The sequence below is a fragment of the Sphingomonas sp. BLHR8 genome, assembly GCF_056821725.1.
In genome coordinates this window covers 38,283-56,328 of the sequence record NZ_JBPDIM010000002.1, presented here as the reverse complement: position 1 = coordinate 56,328, position 18,046 = coordinate 38,283, and the positions used below count along the sequence as shown (strand labels likewise).

General features: G+C 69.5%; 15 protein-coding genes. 8 read left to right on the top strand and 7 right to left on the bottom strand.

All coding sequences use genetic code 11. The features are described from left to right. The first annotated feature begins 60 nt into the window (after window positions 1–60). Window positions 61–606 carry a thiamine phosphate synthase gene (locus tag ACRYJK_RS10270; RefSeq protein ID WP_482667495.1) on the top strand — a complete coding sequence of 182 codons (546 nt, stop codon included), beginning with the start codon at window positions 61–63 and terminating at the stop codon, window positions 604–606. Here ACRYJK_RS10270 and ACRYJK_RS10265 read toward each other — a convergent pair. The 3 genes from ACRYJK_RS10265 to ykgO are packed head-to-tail and all read right to left on the bottom strand — an operon-like array spanning window position 591 to window position 1,983. Then, on the bottom strand, window positions 591–1,166 hold the full coding sequence (locus ACRYJK_RS10265; protein ID WP_482667494.1) for a YbhB/YbcL family Raf kinase inhibitor-like protein: 576 nt from the start codon (window positions 1,164–1,166) through the stop codon (window positions 591–593). The genes ACRYJK_RS10270 and ACRYJK_RS10265 overlap by 16 nt on opposite strands. Before the next feature lie 54 nt (window positions 1,167–1,220). Continuing rightward, window positions 1,221–1,847, bottom strand: coding sequence for an HAD family hydrolase (locus ACRYJK_RS10260; protein ID WP_482667493.1), 627 nt, complete (start codon window positions 1,845–1,847; stop codon window positions 1,221–1,223). Window positions 1,848–1,857: 10 nt separating this feature from the next. Beyond that, entirely contained in the window at window positions 1,858–1,983 is a 126-nt protein-coding gene (ykgO, locus tag ACRYJK_RS10255) for a type B 50S ribosomal protein L36 (protein WP_003046794.1), read from the bottom strand. A gap of 240 nt (window positions 1,984–2,223) precedes the next feature. Between ykgO and pdeM the strand changes: the two genes are divergently transcribed. Together pdeM and ACRYJK_RS10245 are read left to right on the top strand one after the other, a co-directional pair. Further along, the gene (gene pdeM, locus ACRYJK_RS10250; RefSeq protein ID WP_482667492.1) at window positions 2,224–2,952 is read left to right on the top strand and encodes a ligase-associated DNA damage response endonuclease PdeM; all 729 of its coding nucleotides are present in this window, start codon (window positions 2,224–2,226) and stop codon (window positions 2,950–2,952) included. Window positions 2,953–3,142: 190 nt separating this feature from the next. Continuing rightward, window positions 3,143–5,983 carry a TonB-dependent receptor gene (locus tag ACRYJK_RS10245; RefSeq protein WP_482667491.1) on the top strand — a complete coding sequence of 947 codons (2,841 nt, stop codon included), beginning with the start codon at window positions 3,143–3,145 and terminating at the stop codon, window positions 5,981–5,983. A 71-nt stretch (window positions 5,984–6,054) separates the two neighbouring features. On the opposite strand, the gene ruvB is transcribed toward ACRYJK_RS10245, so the two are convergent. Then, on the bottom strand, window positions 6,055–7,080 hold the full coding sequence (gene ruvB / locus ACRYJK_RS10240; protein ID WP_482667490.1) for a Holliday junction branch migration DNA helicase RuvB: 1,026 nt from the start codon (window positions 7,078–7,080) through the stop codon (window positions 6,055–6,057). 122 nt (window positions 7,081–7,202) lie between these two features. On the opposite strand from ruvB, the gene zwf reads away from it, so the two are divergent. From zwf to ACRYJK_RS10220, 4 genes are read left to right on the top strand one after another with little or no spacing between them, the layout of a single operon-like run. After that, complete coding sequence (gene zwf, locus ACRYJK_RS10235; RefSeq protein WP_482667489.1) at window positions 7,203–8,648, top strand: glucose-6-phosphate dehydrogenase; 1,446 nt, start codon at window positions 7,203–7,205, stop codon at window positions 8,646–8,648. 5 nt (window positions 8,649–8,653) lie between these two features. Beyond that, the gene (locus ACRYJK_RS10230) at window positions 8,654–9,694 is read left to right on the top strand and encodes a glucokinase (protein WP_482667488.1); all 1,041 of its coding nucleotides are present in this window, start codon (window positions 8,654–8,656) and stop codon (window positions 9,692–9,694) included. Beyond that, on the top strand, window positions 9,691–10,296 hold the full coding sequence (gene eda / locus ACRYJK_RS10225; protein ID WP_482667487.1) for a bifunctional 4-hydroxy-2-oxoglutarate aldolase/2-dehydro-3-deoxy-phosphogluconate aldolase: 606 nt from the start codon (window positions 9,691–9,693) through the stop codon (window positions 10,294–10,296). The genes ACRYJK_RS10230 and eda overlap by 4 nt, the downstream gene beginning before the upstream one ends. Continuing rightward, complete coding sequence (locus tag ACRYJK_RS10220; protein WP_482667486.1) at window positions 10,293–11,177, top strand: DMT family transporter; 885 nt, start codon at window positions 10,293–10,295, stop codon at window positions 11,175–11,177. Before eda ends, ACRYJK_RS10220 begins: the two co-directional genes overlap by 4 nt. On the opposite strand, the gene ACRYJK_RS10215 is transcribed toward ACRYJK_RS10220, so the two are convergent. Next, window positions 11,174–11,605, bottom strand: a complete 432-nt coding sequence (locus ACRYJK_RS10215) for a hypothetical protein (RefSeq protein ID WP_482667485.1) — start codon at window positions 11,603–11,605, stop codon at window positions 11,174–11,176. The two genes, ACRYJK_RS10220 and ACRYJK_RS10215, sit on opposite strands and share 4 nt — an antisense overlap. Before the next feature lie 116 nt (window positions 11,606–11,721). On the opposite strand from ACRYJK_RS10215, the gene gyrB reads away from it, so the two are divergent. Beyond that, on the top strand, window positions 11,722–14,316 hold the full coding sequence (gyrB, locus tag ACRYJK_RS10210; RefSeq protein ID WP_482667484.1) for a DNA topoisomerase (ATP-hydrolyzing) subunit B: 2,595 nt from the start codon (window positions 11,722–11,724) through the stop codon (window positions 14,314–14,316). Between the two features lie 57 nt (window positions 14,317–14,373). Here gyrB and ACRYJK_RS10205 read toward each other — a convergent pair whose 3' ends face one another. Continuing rightward, window positions 14,374–17,001 carry a penicillin-binding protein 1A gene (locus ACRYJK_RS10205; RefSeq protein ID WP_482667483.1) on the bottom strand — a complete coding sequence of 876 codons (2,628 nt, stop codon included), beginning with the start codon at window positions 16,999–17,001 and terminating at the stop codon, window positions 14,374–14,376. Window positions 17,002–17,040: 39 nt separating this feature from the next. Continuing rightward, the gene (locus ACRYJK_RS10200) at window positions 17,041–17,919 is read right to left on the bottom strand and encodes an N-acetylmuramoyl-L-alanine amidase family protein (RefSeq protein ID WP_482667482.1); all 879 of its coding nucleotides are present in this window, start codon (window positions 17,917–17,919) and stop codon (window positions 17,041–17,043) included. Window positions 17,920–18,046 lie beyond the last annotated feature (127 nt).

Below are 18,046 nucleotides of genomic sequence, written 5' to 3'. Positions count from 1 at the left end.
CCCCCCCTGCCCCCGCACGGGACCAAGCCCTGCGCCGCGCGTATCCCGCAGCACTGGCTGATGCTTGACGCGCGACTGGAGGAAGCGGGCGCGGGGGAGGCGGGGTTGCGGGCCGCGCTGCGCGGGCTGCCGCCGAGATCGGCGGTGGTGGTCCGCCCGGCGGCGATGACCGCGGCGCAGCGTGCGGCGTGGCGCCGGCTCCATTTCGCGGCCCGCGCGCGCGGGCACCGCATCGTCGCCGGCGCAGGCGCGAAAGGGCGCGATCGGCACCTGTCGCGGGCCGAGCTCCGCCGCGCACCGAAACCGCGCAACGGCTTTGTCAGCGCAGCGGTGCACGATGCGCAGGAGCTTGCCCGCGCGGGAAGGCATGGCGCGCAGGCGCTGATCATTTCACCGGTGTTCGCGACTCGCTCGCACGCGGGGGCGGGGACGCTCGGCCGCCGCGGCCTTCAGCGACTGGCGGCACAATCGCGACCGGCGAAGGTGATCGCGCTCGGCGGAGTCGATGCCGAGCGGTTTCGTCGGCTGCGCAGTGCGACAATCGTCGGCTGGGCGGCGATCGATGCCTGGCTACCCCGGCAGCCCAAGCGTCATTCGCGCGCGTAAAGGCCGGTCAGCACCGCGCTGGCGACGATGCGCCCGTCCATCGCCGCGAGCAGTTCACCCCGTCCCGGCGGGCGGTCGAACTCGAACGGCGCTGCCAGCGCGTAAAGCTGGAAGATATAGTGGTGGAGCCCGTGGCCGGTCGGCGGGTCAGGCGGCAGCCAGCCCGCGCGGCGATAGCTGTTGATCCCCGTGCGCCCCTCAGCGCCACCGGCCCCGCCGCCGTCGAGATCGCCCGGAGCCAACGCGCCCAGATCCGGGGCTAAGCCCCACGCGATGCCGTGCACGATCGGTCGCGGAGTCGGTGCGTCCGCATCCTCCACCAACAGCGCGAGCGAGCGCGTGCCTTCGGGAACGCCGGCGATGGTCAGCGCGGGTGAACGCCCTTCGCCATCGGCGGTGCAAGCGGCAGGTATCATCGTCCGCTCGCCGAAGTCTGGGCTGGAGAGCGCGAGACGCCCGTCTCCGCGCTGGCGCGCCGGGTCGGCGATGGCCAGCCCTGCCACCCCGGCGCGGCGATGCGCGAGAGCCTGACCGACAAAAGCTGGAAGCATCTCGAGCATAGCATGTCCTTATCCGGGGGCGTCAGAGGCTCAACCACCGGCGCCCCGCCCGGTTCATCCGGCCGCTTCGATTCCCTGACCGACGAGCCATTCGGTGCATTGCGGCGCGGCGACGAACCGGTCACTGGCGATGCCGCACGCCTCGGCGGCGGCGACATTCTCCCCGCGATCGTCGATGAACAGCGCATCCGCCGGCGCGAGGCCGAAGCGGCTCAGCGCAAGCTCGAAAATCGCCGGATCGGGCTTGGCCAGCTTCTCATGGCCGGACACGACAATGTCGCGGAAGCGGTCGAATATGGGCTGGGTCGGGCGGAACCCGTCCCAAAACTCGGCGCCGAAGTTGGTGATGGCGAACAGCGGCACGCCGGCCGCATCGAGCTGCGCCACCAGATCGTGCATGCCCGCGACCGGGCCGGTGATGCTGTCATTGAAGCGTGTTGCATAGGCTTTGATCGCCGCGCGGTGCTGCGGGAACCGACCAATGCGCTCCGCCACCATCTCATCGAGCGGGAGGCCCTGGTCGCTCTGAAAATGCCATTCCGGACTGATCACGTCGCGCACGAACTGATCGAGCGCGCGGGCGTCCGGCAGCAACGGGGCAAACAGCGCGCGCAGGTCCCAATGAAACAGGACTTCGCCCACGTCGAAGATGACCGCGCGGGGCGCCCCCGCGCCGGTCATGCCCGGCAGATCAGCCCTGGCGCGCCTTGAAGCGGCGGTTCGTCTTGTTGATGACGTAGGTGCGGCCACGACGACGGATCACGCGGTTGTCCCGGTGCCGGTCCTTGAGGCTCTTGAGGCTGTTGCGGATCTTCATCGGGAAAAACCTGTCGTCTGAACGTGCCGGGCCGCGCCAAGTGACCGCGCGCCCTCGCCGCGATATGTCCGCAGCCCGGCGCGCGCGAATCTGCGCCCCAATGGAGCTCCACCTGCGCGGCGAAGCGGTGCCCCTATGGAGCGACGGGGCCAAAGTCAACCGCGCACCCAAATGCGTGGATGTCGGAGCGTTCCACCTTTGTGCTTGCATCGCCGCCGGGTCGAGGCCAATCGGCGCGGCGTGAGCCATCTCCTCGACTTTGGCGGACACCAGTTTGTCGCGCTGGCACAGCGTGCGCTCTACTGGCCCGCGCGGCGCGCGCTGCTGGTGGCGGACCTGCACCTTGAACAGGGCAGCTGGTACGCGACCGCAGGGCAAATGCTGCCGCCCTTCGACAGCCGCGCCACGCTGGAGCGTCTGTCGGCGGTGGTCGATGCCTATGATCCGGCTGAAATCTGGGCGCTCGGCGACAGTTTCCACGACGCTGCCGGGCCGGACCGGCTGACGCATGACGAACGCGCGCTGATCGAACGCGTCGTGCGCGGGCGCGAGATGATCTGGATCGCGGGCAATCACGACGCAGCCGCGCGCCTCCCCGGCGATCGCGCGGACGAGGCGCTGGTCGGCGGGATCATTTTGCGTCACGACGCGCGCAACGCAGAGCAGCGGCCCGAAATCTCCGGCCACTGGCACCCCAAGCTGCGCCTGCGCGGTGCAAGCGGGCCCCTTGCGCGTCCATGTTTCGCGGCGTGCGAGCAGCGCATTGTCCTGCCGGCGTTCGGCGCGCTGACCGGCGGATTCGACGTCCTCGCCAACCCACTGCGCTCACTGCTGGGCGACCCGGCGCGGGCGCTGGTCGCGACCACCGAGCGGCTGCTCAGCTTTGCGCTGCCGAGCCGCGAGGGGCGGGTCATGCGCGTGGCGTCGTCGCGGCGACGCGCGTCGGTGCGGTTACGCAGCGCGGGCTGAGCGCCGGCACCCGCCCCGAAACTGTGGCGCAAACGCCGCACTCGTGACACAAAAACCGGGCGTCGCCGCTGCCCCGCTTCACAAGCGGCGCGCAGGGCGTAGCATCGCCACCTTCCGTGCACGTCGACGACGACACCCGTCGCAGCGTAGCCGGGTCGGGGGCAACAACCCGGCAATCGAGGAGAGAGCAATGCGGACCTTCTTGTCGCGCGGCATTTGCGGCACCTTTTTTGCGGGCGCGAGCCTAGTCGCTTTGAGCGCGCCGGCGATGGCGCAGACCGTCGTCCCCCCGGCGGACAGCCAGTCGCCCGACCAGACCGACCCGGCCAACCAAGCCGGCGATGAAAGCGGCGACATCGTCGTTGTCGCGCAGGGTCGCGCGCAGCTGCTCTCCGACGTGCCGGTCGCGGTGTCCGCGGTCAGCGCCGAAACGCTGCAGAACAGCGGCGCCAACGACATCCGACAGCTCAACCAGCTCGCCCCGTCGCTGTTGGTGTCATCGACCGGTTCGGAAGCGAACGGTTCGGCGCGCATCCGCGGCATCGGTACCGTCGGCGACAACCCCGGTCTCGAAAGCTCGGTCGCGGTGTTCATCGACGGCGTCTACCGCAGCCGTTCGGGCATCGGCCTCAACGAACTGGGCGAAATCGAGCGCGTCGAAGTGCTGCGCGGACCGCAGGGTACGCTCGGCGGGCGCAACGCATCTGCGGGCATGATCTCGATCATTTCGCGCAAGCCGACGTTCAACCCCGACGGCGAGGGGATGCTCGAGCTTACGTACGGCAACTACGACAACATCCGCGTGATGGGCGCGGTGTCGGGGCCGCTGACCGACACCATCGCGCTGCGGTTCGACGGGGTGTGGAACCGGCGCGACGGTTTCTACTACGATCCCGCCAACGACATCGACGTCAACAACCGCAACCGTTATTTCATGCGCGGCCAGCTGCTGTGGGAGCCGAACGACGCGCTGTCGGTGCGGATCATCGGCGACTACACCAACCGCGACGAACGCTGCTGCGGCGCGACCTATGTCGACGGCACGGTCAATCCGTTCGTCGGCAACCTCAACAATCCTGCCTCGCCGCTGCTCGCGGGCGGGGTGCCGAACCCGAACGGCAACAACATCGTCAACGTGCTGCGCGACCTCGGCCAGCCGCTGGCGGCGTTCAATCCGCGCTACGACCGCACGATCTACTCCTCGCCGGGCCGCAGCTTTGCCGGCACCACCGAAGACAAGGGCGTGTCGGGCCAGATCGATTATGATTTCGGCAGCGTGAAGCTGACGTCGATCACCGCCTACCGCGACTATCGGTCGGGGCAGGGATCGGACACCGACTACAGCAGCGTCGACATCCTGTTCCGCACGCCGGCCGACGATGTCTATCGCGAGTTCCGGACGTTCACGCAGGAGCTGCGGCTGCAGGGCACCGCGTTCGACGACAAGCTCGACTGGTTGGTCGGCGGCTATTTCGCGAACGAGGATCTGACCGTCCGCGACAACCTGCGCTTCGGTAATCAGTATGGACGCTTCGCCACCTGCCGCGTGGTGTCGGGCAGCGCGCTGGCGCAGTTCTACAGCCCGACCAGCGCGGGCTGCCTCGCCCCCGCCGGTCGCGCGGTGCTATCGGGCCTGGTCCCCGGCGTGCCGTCGCCGTTCGGAGCGGCCGGGCCGCTGCTGGTGGGCGCGTTCGACCGGCTGGACAGCATCAACAACCGCGGCACGACGCGTGACAACTACGAGCAGAACAGCCGCAACTTCGCGCTGTTCACGCACAACATCATCCGCCTGACCGACCAGTTCGATATCACGCTCGGCCTGCGCTACACCGATGAGCGCAAGCGGTTCAACGCGACCTTCGGCAACGACAACACCGCCTGCGTCGCGCAGCAGGCGGCGCTGGGTCCGCTGCTGACGGGGCCGCTGGCGGCAACGGCCGGCGCGCTGATCGGCCTCGCCTGCCAGGGCAACTCGACCTCCGAACTAAACGGCGTTTCGATCAACAGCGAACGCAACGAGAATCAGCTGACCGGGACGGCGATTGCGGCTTACCGCCCGACCGACGACCTGATGCTCTACGCCAGCTATTCGCGTGGGTATAAGGCTGGCGGGTTCAACCTCGACCGGTCGGCGCTCAAGCTGCCGATCCAGACCTTCGCCTCGCTCGGCGGCGCGCAGGCGGTGGTCAACAACCTGCAGTTCGAACCCGAGCTGGTGAATGCGTTCGAAATCGGCGCCAAATATGCCACCCGCGAATTTTCGCTGAGCGTGGCGGCGTTCCGTCAGGACTTCTCGAACTTCCAGCTCAACACGTTCAACGGCACCGTCTTCCTGGTGCAGTCGATCAACGGGTGCTCCACCGACCTCGGCGGGGCGGATCGCGATCAGAACAGCTTCCCGACCGGCCCCGGTTACAGCGCCAACGCCGAGGCCACCGGCACCTGCGCTGCGGATAACGTCACCTGGGGTGTGCGTTCGGAAGGCGTCGAGCTTGAGGCGAGCTTCAACCCGGCGCGCGATGTGCGGATCGGCGCGGGGCTCACCTATGCCAACACCCGCTACCGCGATAACCTCGTCGGCAGCAGCCAGGGCGCGCCGCTCGACCCCGCGCTGCGCGTGCTGCCGGGCAATCGCATGTCGAACGCGCCGGAATGGGTGGCGACGGCGAGCTTTGCCTACACCCCCGAACTGGGCAACAGCGGGCTCAGCGGCCTCCTCTACATCGACGGCCGCATGACCGGCGATTACAACACCGGCTCCGACCAGTTACCGCAAAAGGCGCAGGACGGCTACGCCATCGTCAACGCGCGCATCGGTCTGCGCGGAGCGGACGAGCGCTGGGCGGTCGAGCTGTGGGCACAGAACCTGTTCGACGTCGATTATGCGCAGGTCGCGTTCAATTCGCCGTTCCAGGCTGGTGCGTCGACGGCGCCCTTCGTCGATCCGCAATATCCGGGCGGGCGCCAGCTCTTCTCGCAATATCTCGCGGAACCGCGCACCTATGGCGTGACGGTGCGCACCCGCTTCTAACCAACGGGCAGGGACGACGCCAAAGGGGCGCTCCGTGGGCAAGCGGAGCGCCCCTTTTTTGTGGTGCGACGCTAGGGCGTCTCGAACAATCCGGCTTGGCTGCCCGCGGGGGGCGCGAGGCCGAGGTGCTTCCACCCCGGCGGGTTGAGCAGCCGCCCCCGTGCCGTCCGCGCGATGAGGCCGAGCTGCAGCAGATAGGGTTCGATCACATCCTCGATCGTGTCGCGCGGCTCGCTGAGCCCTGCCGCGAGCGCCTCCACCCCGACCGGGCCGCCGCGATAGATGTCGGCGATCATGGTGAGGTAGCGCCGGTCCATCGCGTCGAGCCCGAGCGCGTCGACCTCCAGCCGGGTCAGTGCGCGGTCGGCGGTAGGCGCATCGACGCGCTCAGCCCCCGCCGCATGAGCAAAGTCGCGCACCCGGCGCAGCAGCCGCCCGGCGATGCGCGGGGTGCCGCGCGAACGCCGCGCAATCTCTCGCGCGCCATCGGCGGCGATGTCGAGCCCGAGCAGCCGCGCCGCGCGGGTGATGACCGCCTCCAGCTCGTCATGGCTGTAGAAATTTAGGCGCACCGGAATGCCGAAGCGGTCACGCAGCGGGGTCGTCAGCAGCCCCTGCCGCGTGGTCGCGCCCACCAGCGTGAAGCGCGGCAGATCGATGCGGATCGACCGCGCGGAGGGCCCTTCGCCGATCATGATGTCGAGCGCGCGGTCCTCCATCGCCGGATAGAGTACCTCCTCCACCTGTGGGGAGAGGCGGTGGATCTCGTCGATGAACAGCACGTCGCCGTCCTCGAGGTTGGTGAGCAGCGCGGCGAGGTCGCCCGCCTTGGCGATCACCGGCCCCGACGTGCCGCGAAAGCCGACCCCCATCTCGCGCGCCATGATCTGCGCCAACGTGGTCTTGCCCAGCCCCGGCGGGCCGAAGAACAGCACATGGTCAAGCGGCTCCCCGCGCGCCTTTGCCGCGGCGATGAAGACCCGCAAATTGTCGCGCGCCGCCTGCTGCCCGACGAATTCGTCGAGCGTCTTCGGCCGCAACGCCGCATCCGCATCATCCGCCAGCCGCGCGGGGGTCAGGAGGGGATTGTCGCTCACGTCGGGCGGGATACAGCCGCGCGGGGGGAGTGCAAGGCGGAGCGGCCAAACCTCCCCTCCCCCTCGTGGGGAGGGGAGAGAATAGCTCGACACCCGCGGCCGCCGCCGCCACACCGCGCGCCATGAACTTCATCGCGGACAAGCTGCTCCTGTTCGGTGCCACCGGGGATCTCGCGCGGCGGATGCTGTTGCCGTCGCTATGCGCACTCGATGCGGAGGGGTTGGTGGCGGGCGATCTCCGGATCGTCGGTACCGCGCGATCGCCGCATGATGATGCTAGTTACCGCGAGTTCGCGCGCGCGGCGTTGGCGGAGTTCCTACCCGCCGACCGCGCCGATGCGGCCGCGATCGACCGCTTCGTCGCGCGGCTTTCCTATCAGCCGCTCGACGCGTCCACGCTCGACGGCTTCCCGGCGCTGGCGGCCAAGGTCGGGCCGGTGGAGGACGGCCTCGCCATCTTCCTTTCGACCGCGCCGTCGCTGTTCGAACCGACCATCGCGGGGCTCGAAACGGCGGGCTTGACCGGCGAACATGTGCGCATCGGGCTCGAAAAGCCGCTCGGGCTCGACCTCGCTTCCGCGGCGGAGATCAACGATGCGGTCGGGCGCGTATTCCCGGAGGAGCGCATCTTCCGCATCGACCATTATCTGGGCAAGGAGACGGTGCAGAACCTCCTCGCGCTGCGCTTTGCCAACAGCCTGTTCGAGCCGCTGTGGGACCGCGCACACATCGACCATGTGCAGATCACCATCGCGGAGAGTGTCGGGCTCGGCACGCGCGGCGACTATTACGATCAGGCTGGCGCGCTGCGCGACATGGTGCAGAACCATATGCTGCAACTGCTCGCGCTGGTCGCGATGGAGCCGCCCGCGCGCTACGACGCCACCGCGATCCGCGACGAGAAGGTCAAGGTGCTGCGCTCGCTCCGCCCGATCCGCCGCGACGACAATGTCATCGCGCAATATGACGCCGGCACGATCGATGGCGAGGTGGTGGCGGGCTACGCCGACGACCTCGGCCGCGCGAGCAACACCGAAACCTTCGTCGCGATGAAGGCGCAGATCGACAATTGGCGGTGGAAGGGCGTCCCCTTCTTCCTGCGCACCGGCAAGCGCATGGCGGCGCGGCGCACCGACATCGTCATCCAGTTCCGCCGCGTGCCGCACATGATGTTCGCCAGCGAAGGCGCCAAGGCGCAGCCCAACCGGCTCACCATCTCGATCCAGCCCGAAGAGGACATCCGCCTGACCGTCATGGCCAAGGTGCCGGGGCTCGACCGCGGCGGGGTGCGCTTGCGCGAGGTGCCGCTCGATATCGCCATGCCGCGCGCGTTCGAGGGCAAACACCGGCGCATCAGCTATGAGCGGCTGCTGCTCGACCTGATCGAGGGCGACCCCGCGCTGTTCGTGCGCCGCGACGAGGTGGAGGCGCAGTGGGCGTGGATCGACGCCATTCGCGCCGGCTGGGCGGAGCGGGACGCAAAGCCGGGGCGCTATGCTGCGGGGAGCTGGGGCCCCGACGCCGCCGATGCGCTGGCCCAGCGCCACGGCGTGCGCTGGCATGACTGAGCGTCGTGGCTGAACGCGCGATCGTCGCTGACATCGGCGGCACCCACGCGCGGTTCGCGGTAGCGGAGGTCGCGCGCGGCGAGGTTGTCACGCTGGACGAGCCGCTGACGCTGCGCACTGCCGACTTCGACGGGCTGGAGGCGGCATGGGATGTGGCACGGGCGCAGCTCGGCGAGGCGCCATGCGCGGTGCTGGCGCTCGCCGGGCCGATCCGCGGCGAGGTGGTGACGCTGACCAACGGCGGCTGGCGCATCGCGCGCGCGGGGCTGGCGGAGCGGCTGGGCGTGGAGCGCGTCACCCTGCTCAACGATTTCGAAGCGGTCGCACACGCCGTCGCGCGGCTGCCCGACGCCGCATTCGCGCACGTTGCCGGTCCCGACCAACCGCTGCCGCGTGGAGAGCGGATCACCGTGCTCGGCCCCGGCACCGGGCTCGGCGTCGCGCACCTGCGCGGGCGCGAGGTGCAGGCAACCGAAGGCGCGCACCTCGGCTTCGCCCCGACCGATGCGTTCGAGGATGCGCTGCTGGCGATGTTGCGCGCGCGGTTCGGGCGCGTGTCGGCGGAGCGCGTGGTTTCAGGCGCGGGGCTGCGCGTGATTAGCGAGGCGCTGTCTCTCCCTTCCCCTTCAGGGGAGGGGCCGGGGGTGGGGGCTCTCAACACTGCGCGGCGTCAAACGAAAGCCCCCGCCCCAACCCCTCCCCTGAAGGGGAGGGGCTACGATAGCGGCGCCGAGCTGTGGGACGCTGCGCTGACCGGCACCGATCCTATCGCCACCGCGGCGCTGGACCGCTTTTGCGCCATCTTCGGCAGCGTCGCAGGCGACCTTGCGCTGGCGCATGGAGCCAGCGGCGTCGCCATCGCCGGCGGGCTGGGGCAGCGGCTTGGCCCGCACCTCCCCTGCTCCGATTTCGCGGCGCGCTTTGTCGACAAGGGGCGGTATCGCACCATGATGGAGGCGATGCCGGTTCGGCTCGTGACGCACCCGCAGCCGGGGCTATACGGCGCCGCAGCCTTCGCCGCCGACCAAGGGAGCCCGTCACGATGACTGCGATTGCCGAGATCATGACCCTGTCGCCGGTCATCCCGGTCCTGGTCATCGACGACGTCGCGCGCGCCGAGCCGATCGCGCGCGCGCTGGTCGCGGGCGGGGTGCGCGCGCTGGAGGTGACGCTGCGGACGCCCGCGGCGTTCGACGCCATCGCGGCGATGAAGCGCGTGCCCGGCGCGGTCGTGGGCGCGGGCACAGTGCTCAACCGCGCCGACCTCAACGCCGCGATCGTCGCGGGGGCGGAGTTCGTCGTGTCGCCCGGCCTCACCGCCGATCTCGGGGAGGCGGCGGTGGCAAGCGGGGTGCCCTTCCTCCCCGGCGTGGCGAGCCCATCCGACCTGATGCGCGGGCTCGACCTCGGCCTCACGCATTTCAAATTCTTCCCCGCCGAAGCCAATGGCGGCATCGCGGCGCTGAAGGCGCTCACCGGGCCATTCCCGATGGCGCGCTTCTGCCCCACCGGCGGCATCACCGCCGCGAGCGCGCGCGACTGGCAAGCGCTTGACGCGGTGCTGTGCGTCGGCGGCAGCTGGCTGGTCCCGCGCGGCGAGCCCGACGTCGCGGCGATCACCGCCGCCGCCCGCGCCGCCACCCGGTGAGCCCCGCCCGCCTCCGCATCGCCGCGCTGCTGGTCGCGATGCTCGGCGTTGCGCTGCTCAGCATCATGGACGCCGCGATGAAGGCGCTGGTGTTGAGCCTTGGCGTCTACAGCGCGCTGCTGTGGCGCAATCTGGTCGGATCGGTGCTGAGCGGGGCCGCCTGGGTCGCCAGCAACCCCTCCCCGCCCACCCCGGCGGCGCTGCGGCTCCACCTGCGGCGCGGAGTCGTCGTCGCCTTCATGGCGCTGCTGTTCTTTTGGGCGATCGGCGTCCTGCCGCTGGCGGAGGCGATTGCGCTGTCGTTCATCGCACCGCTGATCGGGCTGTTCCTCGCCGCGGTGCTGCTGAAGGAAAAGGTTCAACCGTCATCCATCGCCGCGTCGCTGCTCGGGCTGGCGGGCGTCGGAGTGATCGTGTGGAGCCGGCTCGGGGATGCGAGCGAGGGCGGCGCGGACCCGCGGGTGTCGCTGGCGATCGCGGCGGTGCTGCTTTCCGCCGTCCTGTTCGCCTACAACCTGATCCTCACCCGGCAGCAGGCGCTCGCCGCCAAGCCGGGGGAGATCGCTTTTTTCCAGACGATCACCGTCGTCGGCGTGCTGCTGATCGCCGCGCCGTGGGTCGCGATCCTGCCGGATCGTGCCGACTGGCCGCTGCTGCTGCTGAGCGCCGTGCTGTCGGTCGCCGCGCTCTACCTGTTCGGTTGGGCATACGCCCGGGGCGAGGCGCAGCTGCTCATCCCCACCGAATATACCGCCTTCGCCTGGGCGGCGCTGTGCGGGTGGCTGTTCTTTGATGAGGAGGTGACGCTGCCGGTGCTGGTCGGTACCGGCCTGATCGTCAGCGGGTCGCTGATCGTCGCACGAGCGCAGACCCGCGCCTAGCCGCGCAGTTGCGCCCAGCCCCAGCGGCAGGGACCCTGATATTCGCGGCTGGTGCGCAGGCGGCGCGTGACATTGCAGGCATCAAAGCCCTGCCCTTGCGCGGGAAACACAATGCCGGTCCAGCCATCGACGGTGTCGCATGCGGCCGCTTCGCCCGACACCGTCGCCTTCACCGGCCCGCCCGCCGGCGACCAGTAGAGGCGCGTACCCTGCGGCAGGGCGAGCGTGCGGCAGGCCGGCTGCTGCGGTCCGCCGAGGCCGATCCGCACCGCACGCGTCGGCACGGGTTCGAGCGCGCCGGTCGGCCCCCGCATCCCCTCGAACGCGATGTTCGGCGCATCGCGCTGCGCCGCGTCGGGCTGGCTGCATCCGGCGAGCGCGAGCGTGGCGACGAGGGGGGCGAGGGCATGGCGGACGAGGTTGGTCATGCGCCGAGACTAAAGCCGACGCCGCGACGATGCCACCGGCAAATCGGTTCGCCCTGCAGAGCCTCGAGCCATGCCCCGCCATTGGCTTTGCGTGGCGCTTTCCCTATAGGCTGGGCATGGCAGAACCGACCGAAATTCCGAACCCCGACCACAGCACCGCGCCCAGCTACGGCGCGGATTCGATCAAGGTGCTGAAGGGCCTCGACGCGGTGCGTAAACGGCCGGGTATGTATATCGGCGACACCGACGACGGGTCGGGGCTGCACCACATGGTGTTCGAGGTCAGCGACAATTCGATCGACGAGGCGCTCGCCGGCCACGCGGATCGGGTGAGCATCACGCTCCATCCCGACAACAGCGTCAGCGTCGAGGACAACGGTCGGGGCATCCCGGTCGACATGCACGCGGAGGAAGGCGTGTCGGCGGCGGAGGTCATCATGACCCAGCTTCACGCCGGCGGCAAATTCGACAACAGCGAAGACGGCAACGCCTACAAGGTGTCGGGCGGGCTCCACGGCGTCGGCGTGAGCGTCGTCAACGCGCTCTCCGAATGGCTCGAGCTCACCGTGTGGCGCGACGGCGGCGAGTATTGGATGCGCTTTCGCCACGGCGATGCGGAGGCGCCGCTGGTGCGCCGCGGCGATGCTCCGCTGACCGAAGAGGGCGAGCCCAAGCGCGGCACGCGCGTGCGGTTCCTCGCGTCGACCGAGACGTTCAAGAACGTCACCGAATATGATTTCGACAAGCTCGAGCACCGCTACCGCGAGCTTGCCTTCCTGAATTCTGGCGTGCGCATCGTGCTCACGGACGCGCGCCATGCCGAGGCACGCGAGGTCGACCTGCGCTACGACGGCGGCATTGCCGCGTTCGTCCAATATCAGGACCGCAACAAAACCGCGTTGATGGAAGAGCCCATCGCCATCTCCGCCAACCGCGACGGCATCGGCATCGACGTCGCGTTGCAGTGGAACGACAGCTATTATCCGACCGAGCTCGCCTTCACCAACAACATCCCTCAGCGCGACGGCGGCACCCACCTGGCCGCGTTCCGCGCCGCGCTGACGCGGACGCTCAACGGCTATGCGGAGCGTTCGGGGCTGCTCAAGAAGGAGAAGGTCGCGCTCACCGGTGAGGATATGCGAGAGGGGCTGACCTCGATCGTTTCGGTCAAGCTGCCCGACCCCAAGTTCAGCTCGCAGACCAAGGACAAGCTGGTCAGTTCCGAGGTGCGCCAGCCGCTCGAAAGCCTGATGAGCGACAAGCTCGGCCAGTGGCTGGAGGAAAATCCCGGCCCGGCCAAGGGCATCGTGCAAAAGGTGATCGACGCCGCCGCCGCGCGGGAAGCGGCGCGCAAGGCGCGCGAGCTCACCCGGCGCAAGGGGGTGATGGACATCGCCTCGCTCCCCGGCAAGTTGCAGGATTGCGCCGAGCGCGACCCGGCGAAGTCCGAGCTGTTCCTGGTCGAAGGCGACAGCGCCGGCGGCTCCGCCAAGAAGGGCCGCGACAGCCATTATCAGGCGATCCTGCCGCTGAAGGGCAAGATCCTCAACGTCGAGCGCGCGCGGTTCGACCGCATCATCTCCTCGAAGGAGGTGGGCACGCTGATCCAGGCGCTCGGCGCCGGCATCCGCGACGAATTCAACCTCGACAAGCTGCGCTATCACAAGATCGTCATCATGACCGACGCCGACGTCGACGGCGCGCATATCCGCACGCTGCTGCTGACGTTCTTCTACCGCCAGATGCCGCAGATCATCGAAGCGGGGCACCTCTACATCGCGCAGCCGCCGCTGTATAAGGTCGCGAAGAACCGGTCCGAGGTCTATCTCAAGGACGATGCCGCGCTCGACCGCTATCTGATCGACAGCGGTGTCGGTGCGCTGCGATACGACGGCGTCGGCGGCAGCCGCAGCGGCAACGACCTTCATACCATGATCGAAGCGGCGCAGCGGCTGCGCGCGGTCATGCGCTACGTTCCGCGCCGCTATGACCCCGCGCTGATCGAGGCGCTGGCGCTGGCGGGCGCTTTGGGCGAACTTAACGCCGACGATCGCGCGGCCGCGGCCAAGCGTACCGCCGACCACCTCAACGCGAGCGAAACCGCGCGCGGCGAGGATGGCAAGTGGGAGGTCGGACTGGGCGAGGACGGCGGCTACTATCTCCGCCGTGCCTGGCGCGGGGTGACCGACCATCACGTCATCGACGCGAGCTTCGTCACCAGCGGCGAAGCGCGCCGCCTCGCTGCCATCGGCGCGGAGGTGGCGGAGGACTATGCCCGCCCGGGTCAGATCGTCGCCGCCAATGCCGACGCGACGGCTGCGGTCGAAACGCCGGAAGCCGATAGCGATCCGCTCGCGCCCGAGGAGCCGCAGCCCGACGAACCCGGCACGCAGACCGCGCGCGGTGGCGGGCGCGCCAGAAAGAGCGCCGGCCCGGTCCACGTCGCGCGGCCGACCGAGCTGCTCGACGCGGTGCTCGCCCACGCCAGCCGTGGCCTCGCCATCTCGCGCTACAAGGGGCTGGGCGAGATGAACGCCGAACAGCTGTGGGAAACGACGCTCGACCCAACGGTGCGCACGCTGCTTCGTGTGGAGCTCGAAACCGCGGACGTCACCGACGACGTCTTCACCCGCCTGATGGGCGAAGAGGTCGAACCGCGCCGCGCCTTCATCCAGGACAACGCCCTCAACGTCGCCAACCTCGACGTGTAGGCCTGTGCGCGACCGCCACCTTTGCCCGCCGCGAAGCCTCGCGTCGGGTGGGCGCGGTCAGTAGATCCCGCCGCTGCCGTCGCGGTCGGCGAAGTCCTGCTGCGATCGCGTCGAAGGGCGTTGGGTGCGGGCGGTGGTTGCTGCGCGCTGGCGCTGCGGGGCGCGCGCCCCGGCAGGAGCCTGCGCCACTTCTTCTCGGCGAACCGAGCGACGCGGTTCGGACGATGCCTTGAACGCTTCCCAGATGATCGCATCGTTATCGGCGGTCGGGAAAGCGCCGTAGACGCGCTTGCCGCTGCTGCGCTCGATCCGGACCATTCTCGTGCCGAGCGGCGCGATGAACGGCGTCTTGGGCTGGCCGACCGTCGCGACGCGCGCGAATTCCTCGAAGATCGGCGCCGCGAGCGTGCCGCCGAAGGCCGACCCGCCGAGCGGACGCGGCTGATCGTAGCCGAGATACACCCCCGCCACCCACTGCGGCGTGCCGCCCACGAACCACACGTCGGTGGGTCCGGATGTTGTCCCCGTCTTCCCGAACAGCGGCCGATCGAGGTCGAGCAACATGGTCGCGGTGCCGCGCTGAACGACGCCTTCGAGCATGTGCACCACCTGATAGGCGGTGACCGGGTCCATCAGCTGCTTGCCGGTCGGTTCGAAGCGCGGCATCGCGCTGCCGTCCCAGTCCTGCGCGTTACAGCCATCGCAAGCGCGCCAGTTCGCCGGATAGATCACGCGCCCGCGGCGGTCCTGCACCACGTCGATCAGGTGCGGGCGCAATTCCCGGCCCTGATTGACCAGCATCGAATAGGCGTTGGTCATCTTGGCGACGGTCGTTTCCCCCGCGCCCAGCGCAAAGGCGAGATAGGGTGGATAACGACCGAGCCCCATGTTTTGGAATGTGCGGACCACCGCCGGCATCCCGACCTGGCTCGCGGTCCGCACGGTCATCAGGTTGCGCGACTGTTCGAGGCCCCAGCGCATCGTCCGCGGCCCCGCCGCCCCGCCGCCCGAGTTGCGGAAGCATTTCTGTCCGAGCTCGCGGCTCTGATCGACGCAAAAGGGTGCATCGACGATGATCGACGAGGGGGTCAGCCCATTATCGAGCGCGGTGGCGTAAACGAATGGCTTGATCGTCGACCCCGGCTGGCGTTGCGCCTGGGTCGCACGATTGAAGCTCTGCAGGTTGGAATCGAACCCGCCCTGCATCGCGAAGACGCGCCCCGACGCCGGGCTTTGCGCTACGAATCCGCCGGAGATGCCGGGCGCGGTACGCAGCGCATAGCTGTTGCCCGCGATGCGCTTGACGAGGATGAGGTCGCCCGCGCGCAGCTTTGAAAAGGCGGTGCCGCCGCCGCGTGCGGCCATGCCGGCATCGCCCGCGCCCAACCGACCGGTCGTGCCGTCAGCAAAGCCGATGGTTGCCGCGCCTCCGGCCTTGGTGACCACCGTTGCAACCCGCCAATTGTCGTAGTCGATGGTGAGAAAGGTCGACCGCAGCTTCTGCGCCCAGTCGCGGCCCGGTTCGATGCGACCGACCGGCCCCGTCCAGCCGCGCCCGGCATGATAGCGTAGCATCGCGCGGCGCATCGCGGTTTCCGCCGCAGCCTGCAGCCGCGGATCGAAGGCGGTGCGCACCCACAGTCCGCCGCCATAGACGCTGTGCGGGCCGTTCTCCGCATTCTCACCGAAGCGTTCGACCAGCTCGCGCCGAACCTCCTCCATATAATAGCCGCCGGCTTCCGAGAATTGCGACCCGCGCGTCGGCGCAAGCCCAAGCGGTGCGGCGTTGGCGGCGTCGCGCTCGGCAGCGGTGATGAACCCCTCGTCCGCCATCTCGCCCAGCACATAGGCGCGCCGGCCGAGCGCGGCGCGCTCGTTCTGGACGCGGCCGTAGGTTTCGGGCGCTTTCGGCAGCGTCGCGAGGAACGCGACCTCGGGCAAGGTGAGGTCGGCGACGTCCTTGTTGAAATAGGCCTGCGCCGCCGCCTGCACCCCGAACGAGCGGCGCCCAAGCGGGATCTCGTTCAGGTAAAGTGCCAGGATTTCCTGCTTTGAAAGCACGCTTTCGATGCGGAAGGCGAGCACCATTTCCTTGAGCTTGCGGGTGATCGAATATTCATCGCCGAGGAGGACGTTCTTCGCCACCTGCTGGGTGATGGTCGACCCGCCGCGCGCACGTTCGCCGCTGCCGACCTTGGACGTATAATCGACCACCGCCTGCGCCACCCCGGCGAAATCGACGCCGCTGTGGCTGAAGAAACTCTTGTCCTCCGCGGCAAGGAATGCCTGGATGAGCTGGCGCGGAAATTCGTCATATTCGAGCTGCACGCGCCGTTCGCGGGCAAAGCTGTGCGTGGGCGCGCCGCTGACGTCGCGAACAATGGTGGGCAGCGGCGGCTCATAATCGACCAGCGTCTTCGCGTCGGGCAGGCCGCGGATCAGCAGCGCCCAGAACAGCAGCATGGCGAGCAGCAGCCCGCCGAGGCCGTAGATCAGCCACCGGAAGCGGCGCGACTCCCAACGTCGCGACCAACCGCCACCGCCACCACCGCCGGGCGGGGTCGGTTCGTCCCCATCGCGGCGCAAGCGCAGGCGAAAGCCGCCGCGCGACGCGGCGACGCTCGAGCCGGCGACCGGCGAGGGGTGAGGTTCGGCATCAGCCATGGCGGCTGCGCGCGATAGCATGATTCACGCGCGTGGCGAGAGTGGTTACGCCGCCCGGCTTCAACGCTGCGCCGTCCGCACTCGCCGCGCCGCCGCATCGATCAACGCCGCATCGCGCAGCGCGCGGGCGAACGCGGCCTGCCCATCCGCCGAAGTGATGCGGGCGAGGTCGTCGACGTTGGACATGAAGCCGACTTCGATCAGTGCCGCGGGCTGGTCGGGCGCCTTCAGCACCACGAACCCGGCGGAGCGCAGCGGCGCCGGGCGCAGCGGCAGTTGCGGCGCGGCGGCGCGCAGAAACCGGCGGGCAAAGGCGACCGACTGCGCCCCGCTTTCCCGCTGCGCGAGGTCGAGCAGGATCGCACGCACCTGCCGGTCGCGGCCGCCGAGGTCGACCGCGCCGAGATGGTCCGCGCGGTTTTCGCGCGCGGCGAGGCGCGCGGCTTCGCGGTCCGACGCACTGTCCGAGAGGGTGTAGATCGCCGCGCCGGTTGCCAGCGGGTCCTCCGCGCTGTCGGCGTGGACCGACACGAACAGCGTTGCGCCCAGACGGCGTGCCAGCTCGTACCGTTCCTCCAGTACCAGAAAGCGGTCGCCATCGCGGGTCAGCGCGACCCGCATCCGTCCGCTGGCGAGGAGCGCATCGCGCGCGGCGCGGGCGAGCGCGAGCGTCACGTCCTTTTCGGCGACGCGGCCTTCGTCGGCGAGCGCGCCGGGGTCGTGGCCGCCATGCCCCGCATCGATCACCACCAGCGGCAGCGCTGCATCCTCCGGCCCTTCGATGCGCGGCAGCGGGGGGCCGGGGGCGGGCGGATCGAGCCGGACCGTCACGCGGTATCGCCGCCGCGGCAGCATCGCCATCGCCGGCTGCACGACGGGCGCCACCACGACGCGCGGCGGCAGGGCGGTGAACAGAAGCGGCAGCAGGAACGGCAGCACGATCGTCGCTATGGCGCGAAGCGGGCCGCCCCGACAAGGGGGCCACCCCCGCCGCCCTTGCCCGCAACCGGAGGCGCTGCTAGCAGCAACCCGTTACGGCAGCGCATCCATCTGCGCCGTCGCGACA

Bases quoted from the DNA above. Each gene is read 5' to 3' on its own strand.
- gyrB (WP_482667484.1), top strand. From the start codon at position 11,722: ATGGCAGAACCGACCGAAATTCCGAACCCCGACCACAGCACCGCGCCC.
- eda (WP_482667487.1), top strand. From the start codon at position 9,691: ATGACTGCGATTGCCGAGATCATGACCCTGTCGCCGGTCATCCCGGTC.
- ykgO (WP_003046794.1), bottom strand. From the start codon at position 1,983: ATGAAGATCCGCAACAGCCTCAAGAGCCTCAAGGACCGGCACCGGGAC.
- ACRYJK_RS10205 (WP_482667483.1), bottom strand. From the start codon at position 17,001: ATGCTATCGCGCGCAGCCGCCATGGCTGATGCCGAACCTCACCCCTCG.
- ACRYJK_RS10245 (WP_482667491.1), top strand. From the start codon at position 3,143: ATGCGGACCTTCTTGTCGCGCGGCATTTGCGGCACCTTTTTTGCGGGC.
- ACRYJK_RS10270 (WP_482667495.1), top strand. From the start codon at position 61: ATGCTTGACGCGCGACTGGAGGAAGCGGGCGCGGGGGAGGCGGGGTTG.
- zwf (WP_482667489.1), top strand. From the start codon at position 7,203: ATGAACTTCATCGCGGACAAGCTGCTCCTGTTCGGTGCCACCGGGGAT.
- ACRYJK_RS10215 (WP_482667485.1), bottom strand. From the start codon at position 11,605: ATGACCAACCTCGTCCGCCATGCCCTCGCCCCCCTCGTCGCCACGCTC.
- ACRYJK_RS10260 (WP_482667493.1), bottom strand. From the start codon at position 1,847: ATGACCGGCGCGGGGGCGCCCCGCGCGGTCATCTTCGACGTGGGCGAA.
- ACRYJK_RS10265 (WP_482667494.1), bottom strand. From the start codon at position 1,166: ATGCTCGAGATGCTTCCAGCTTTTGTCGGTCAGGCTCTCGCGCATCGC.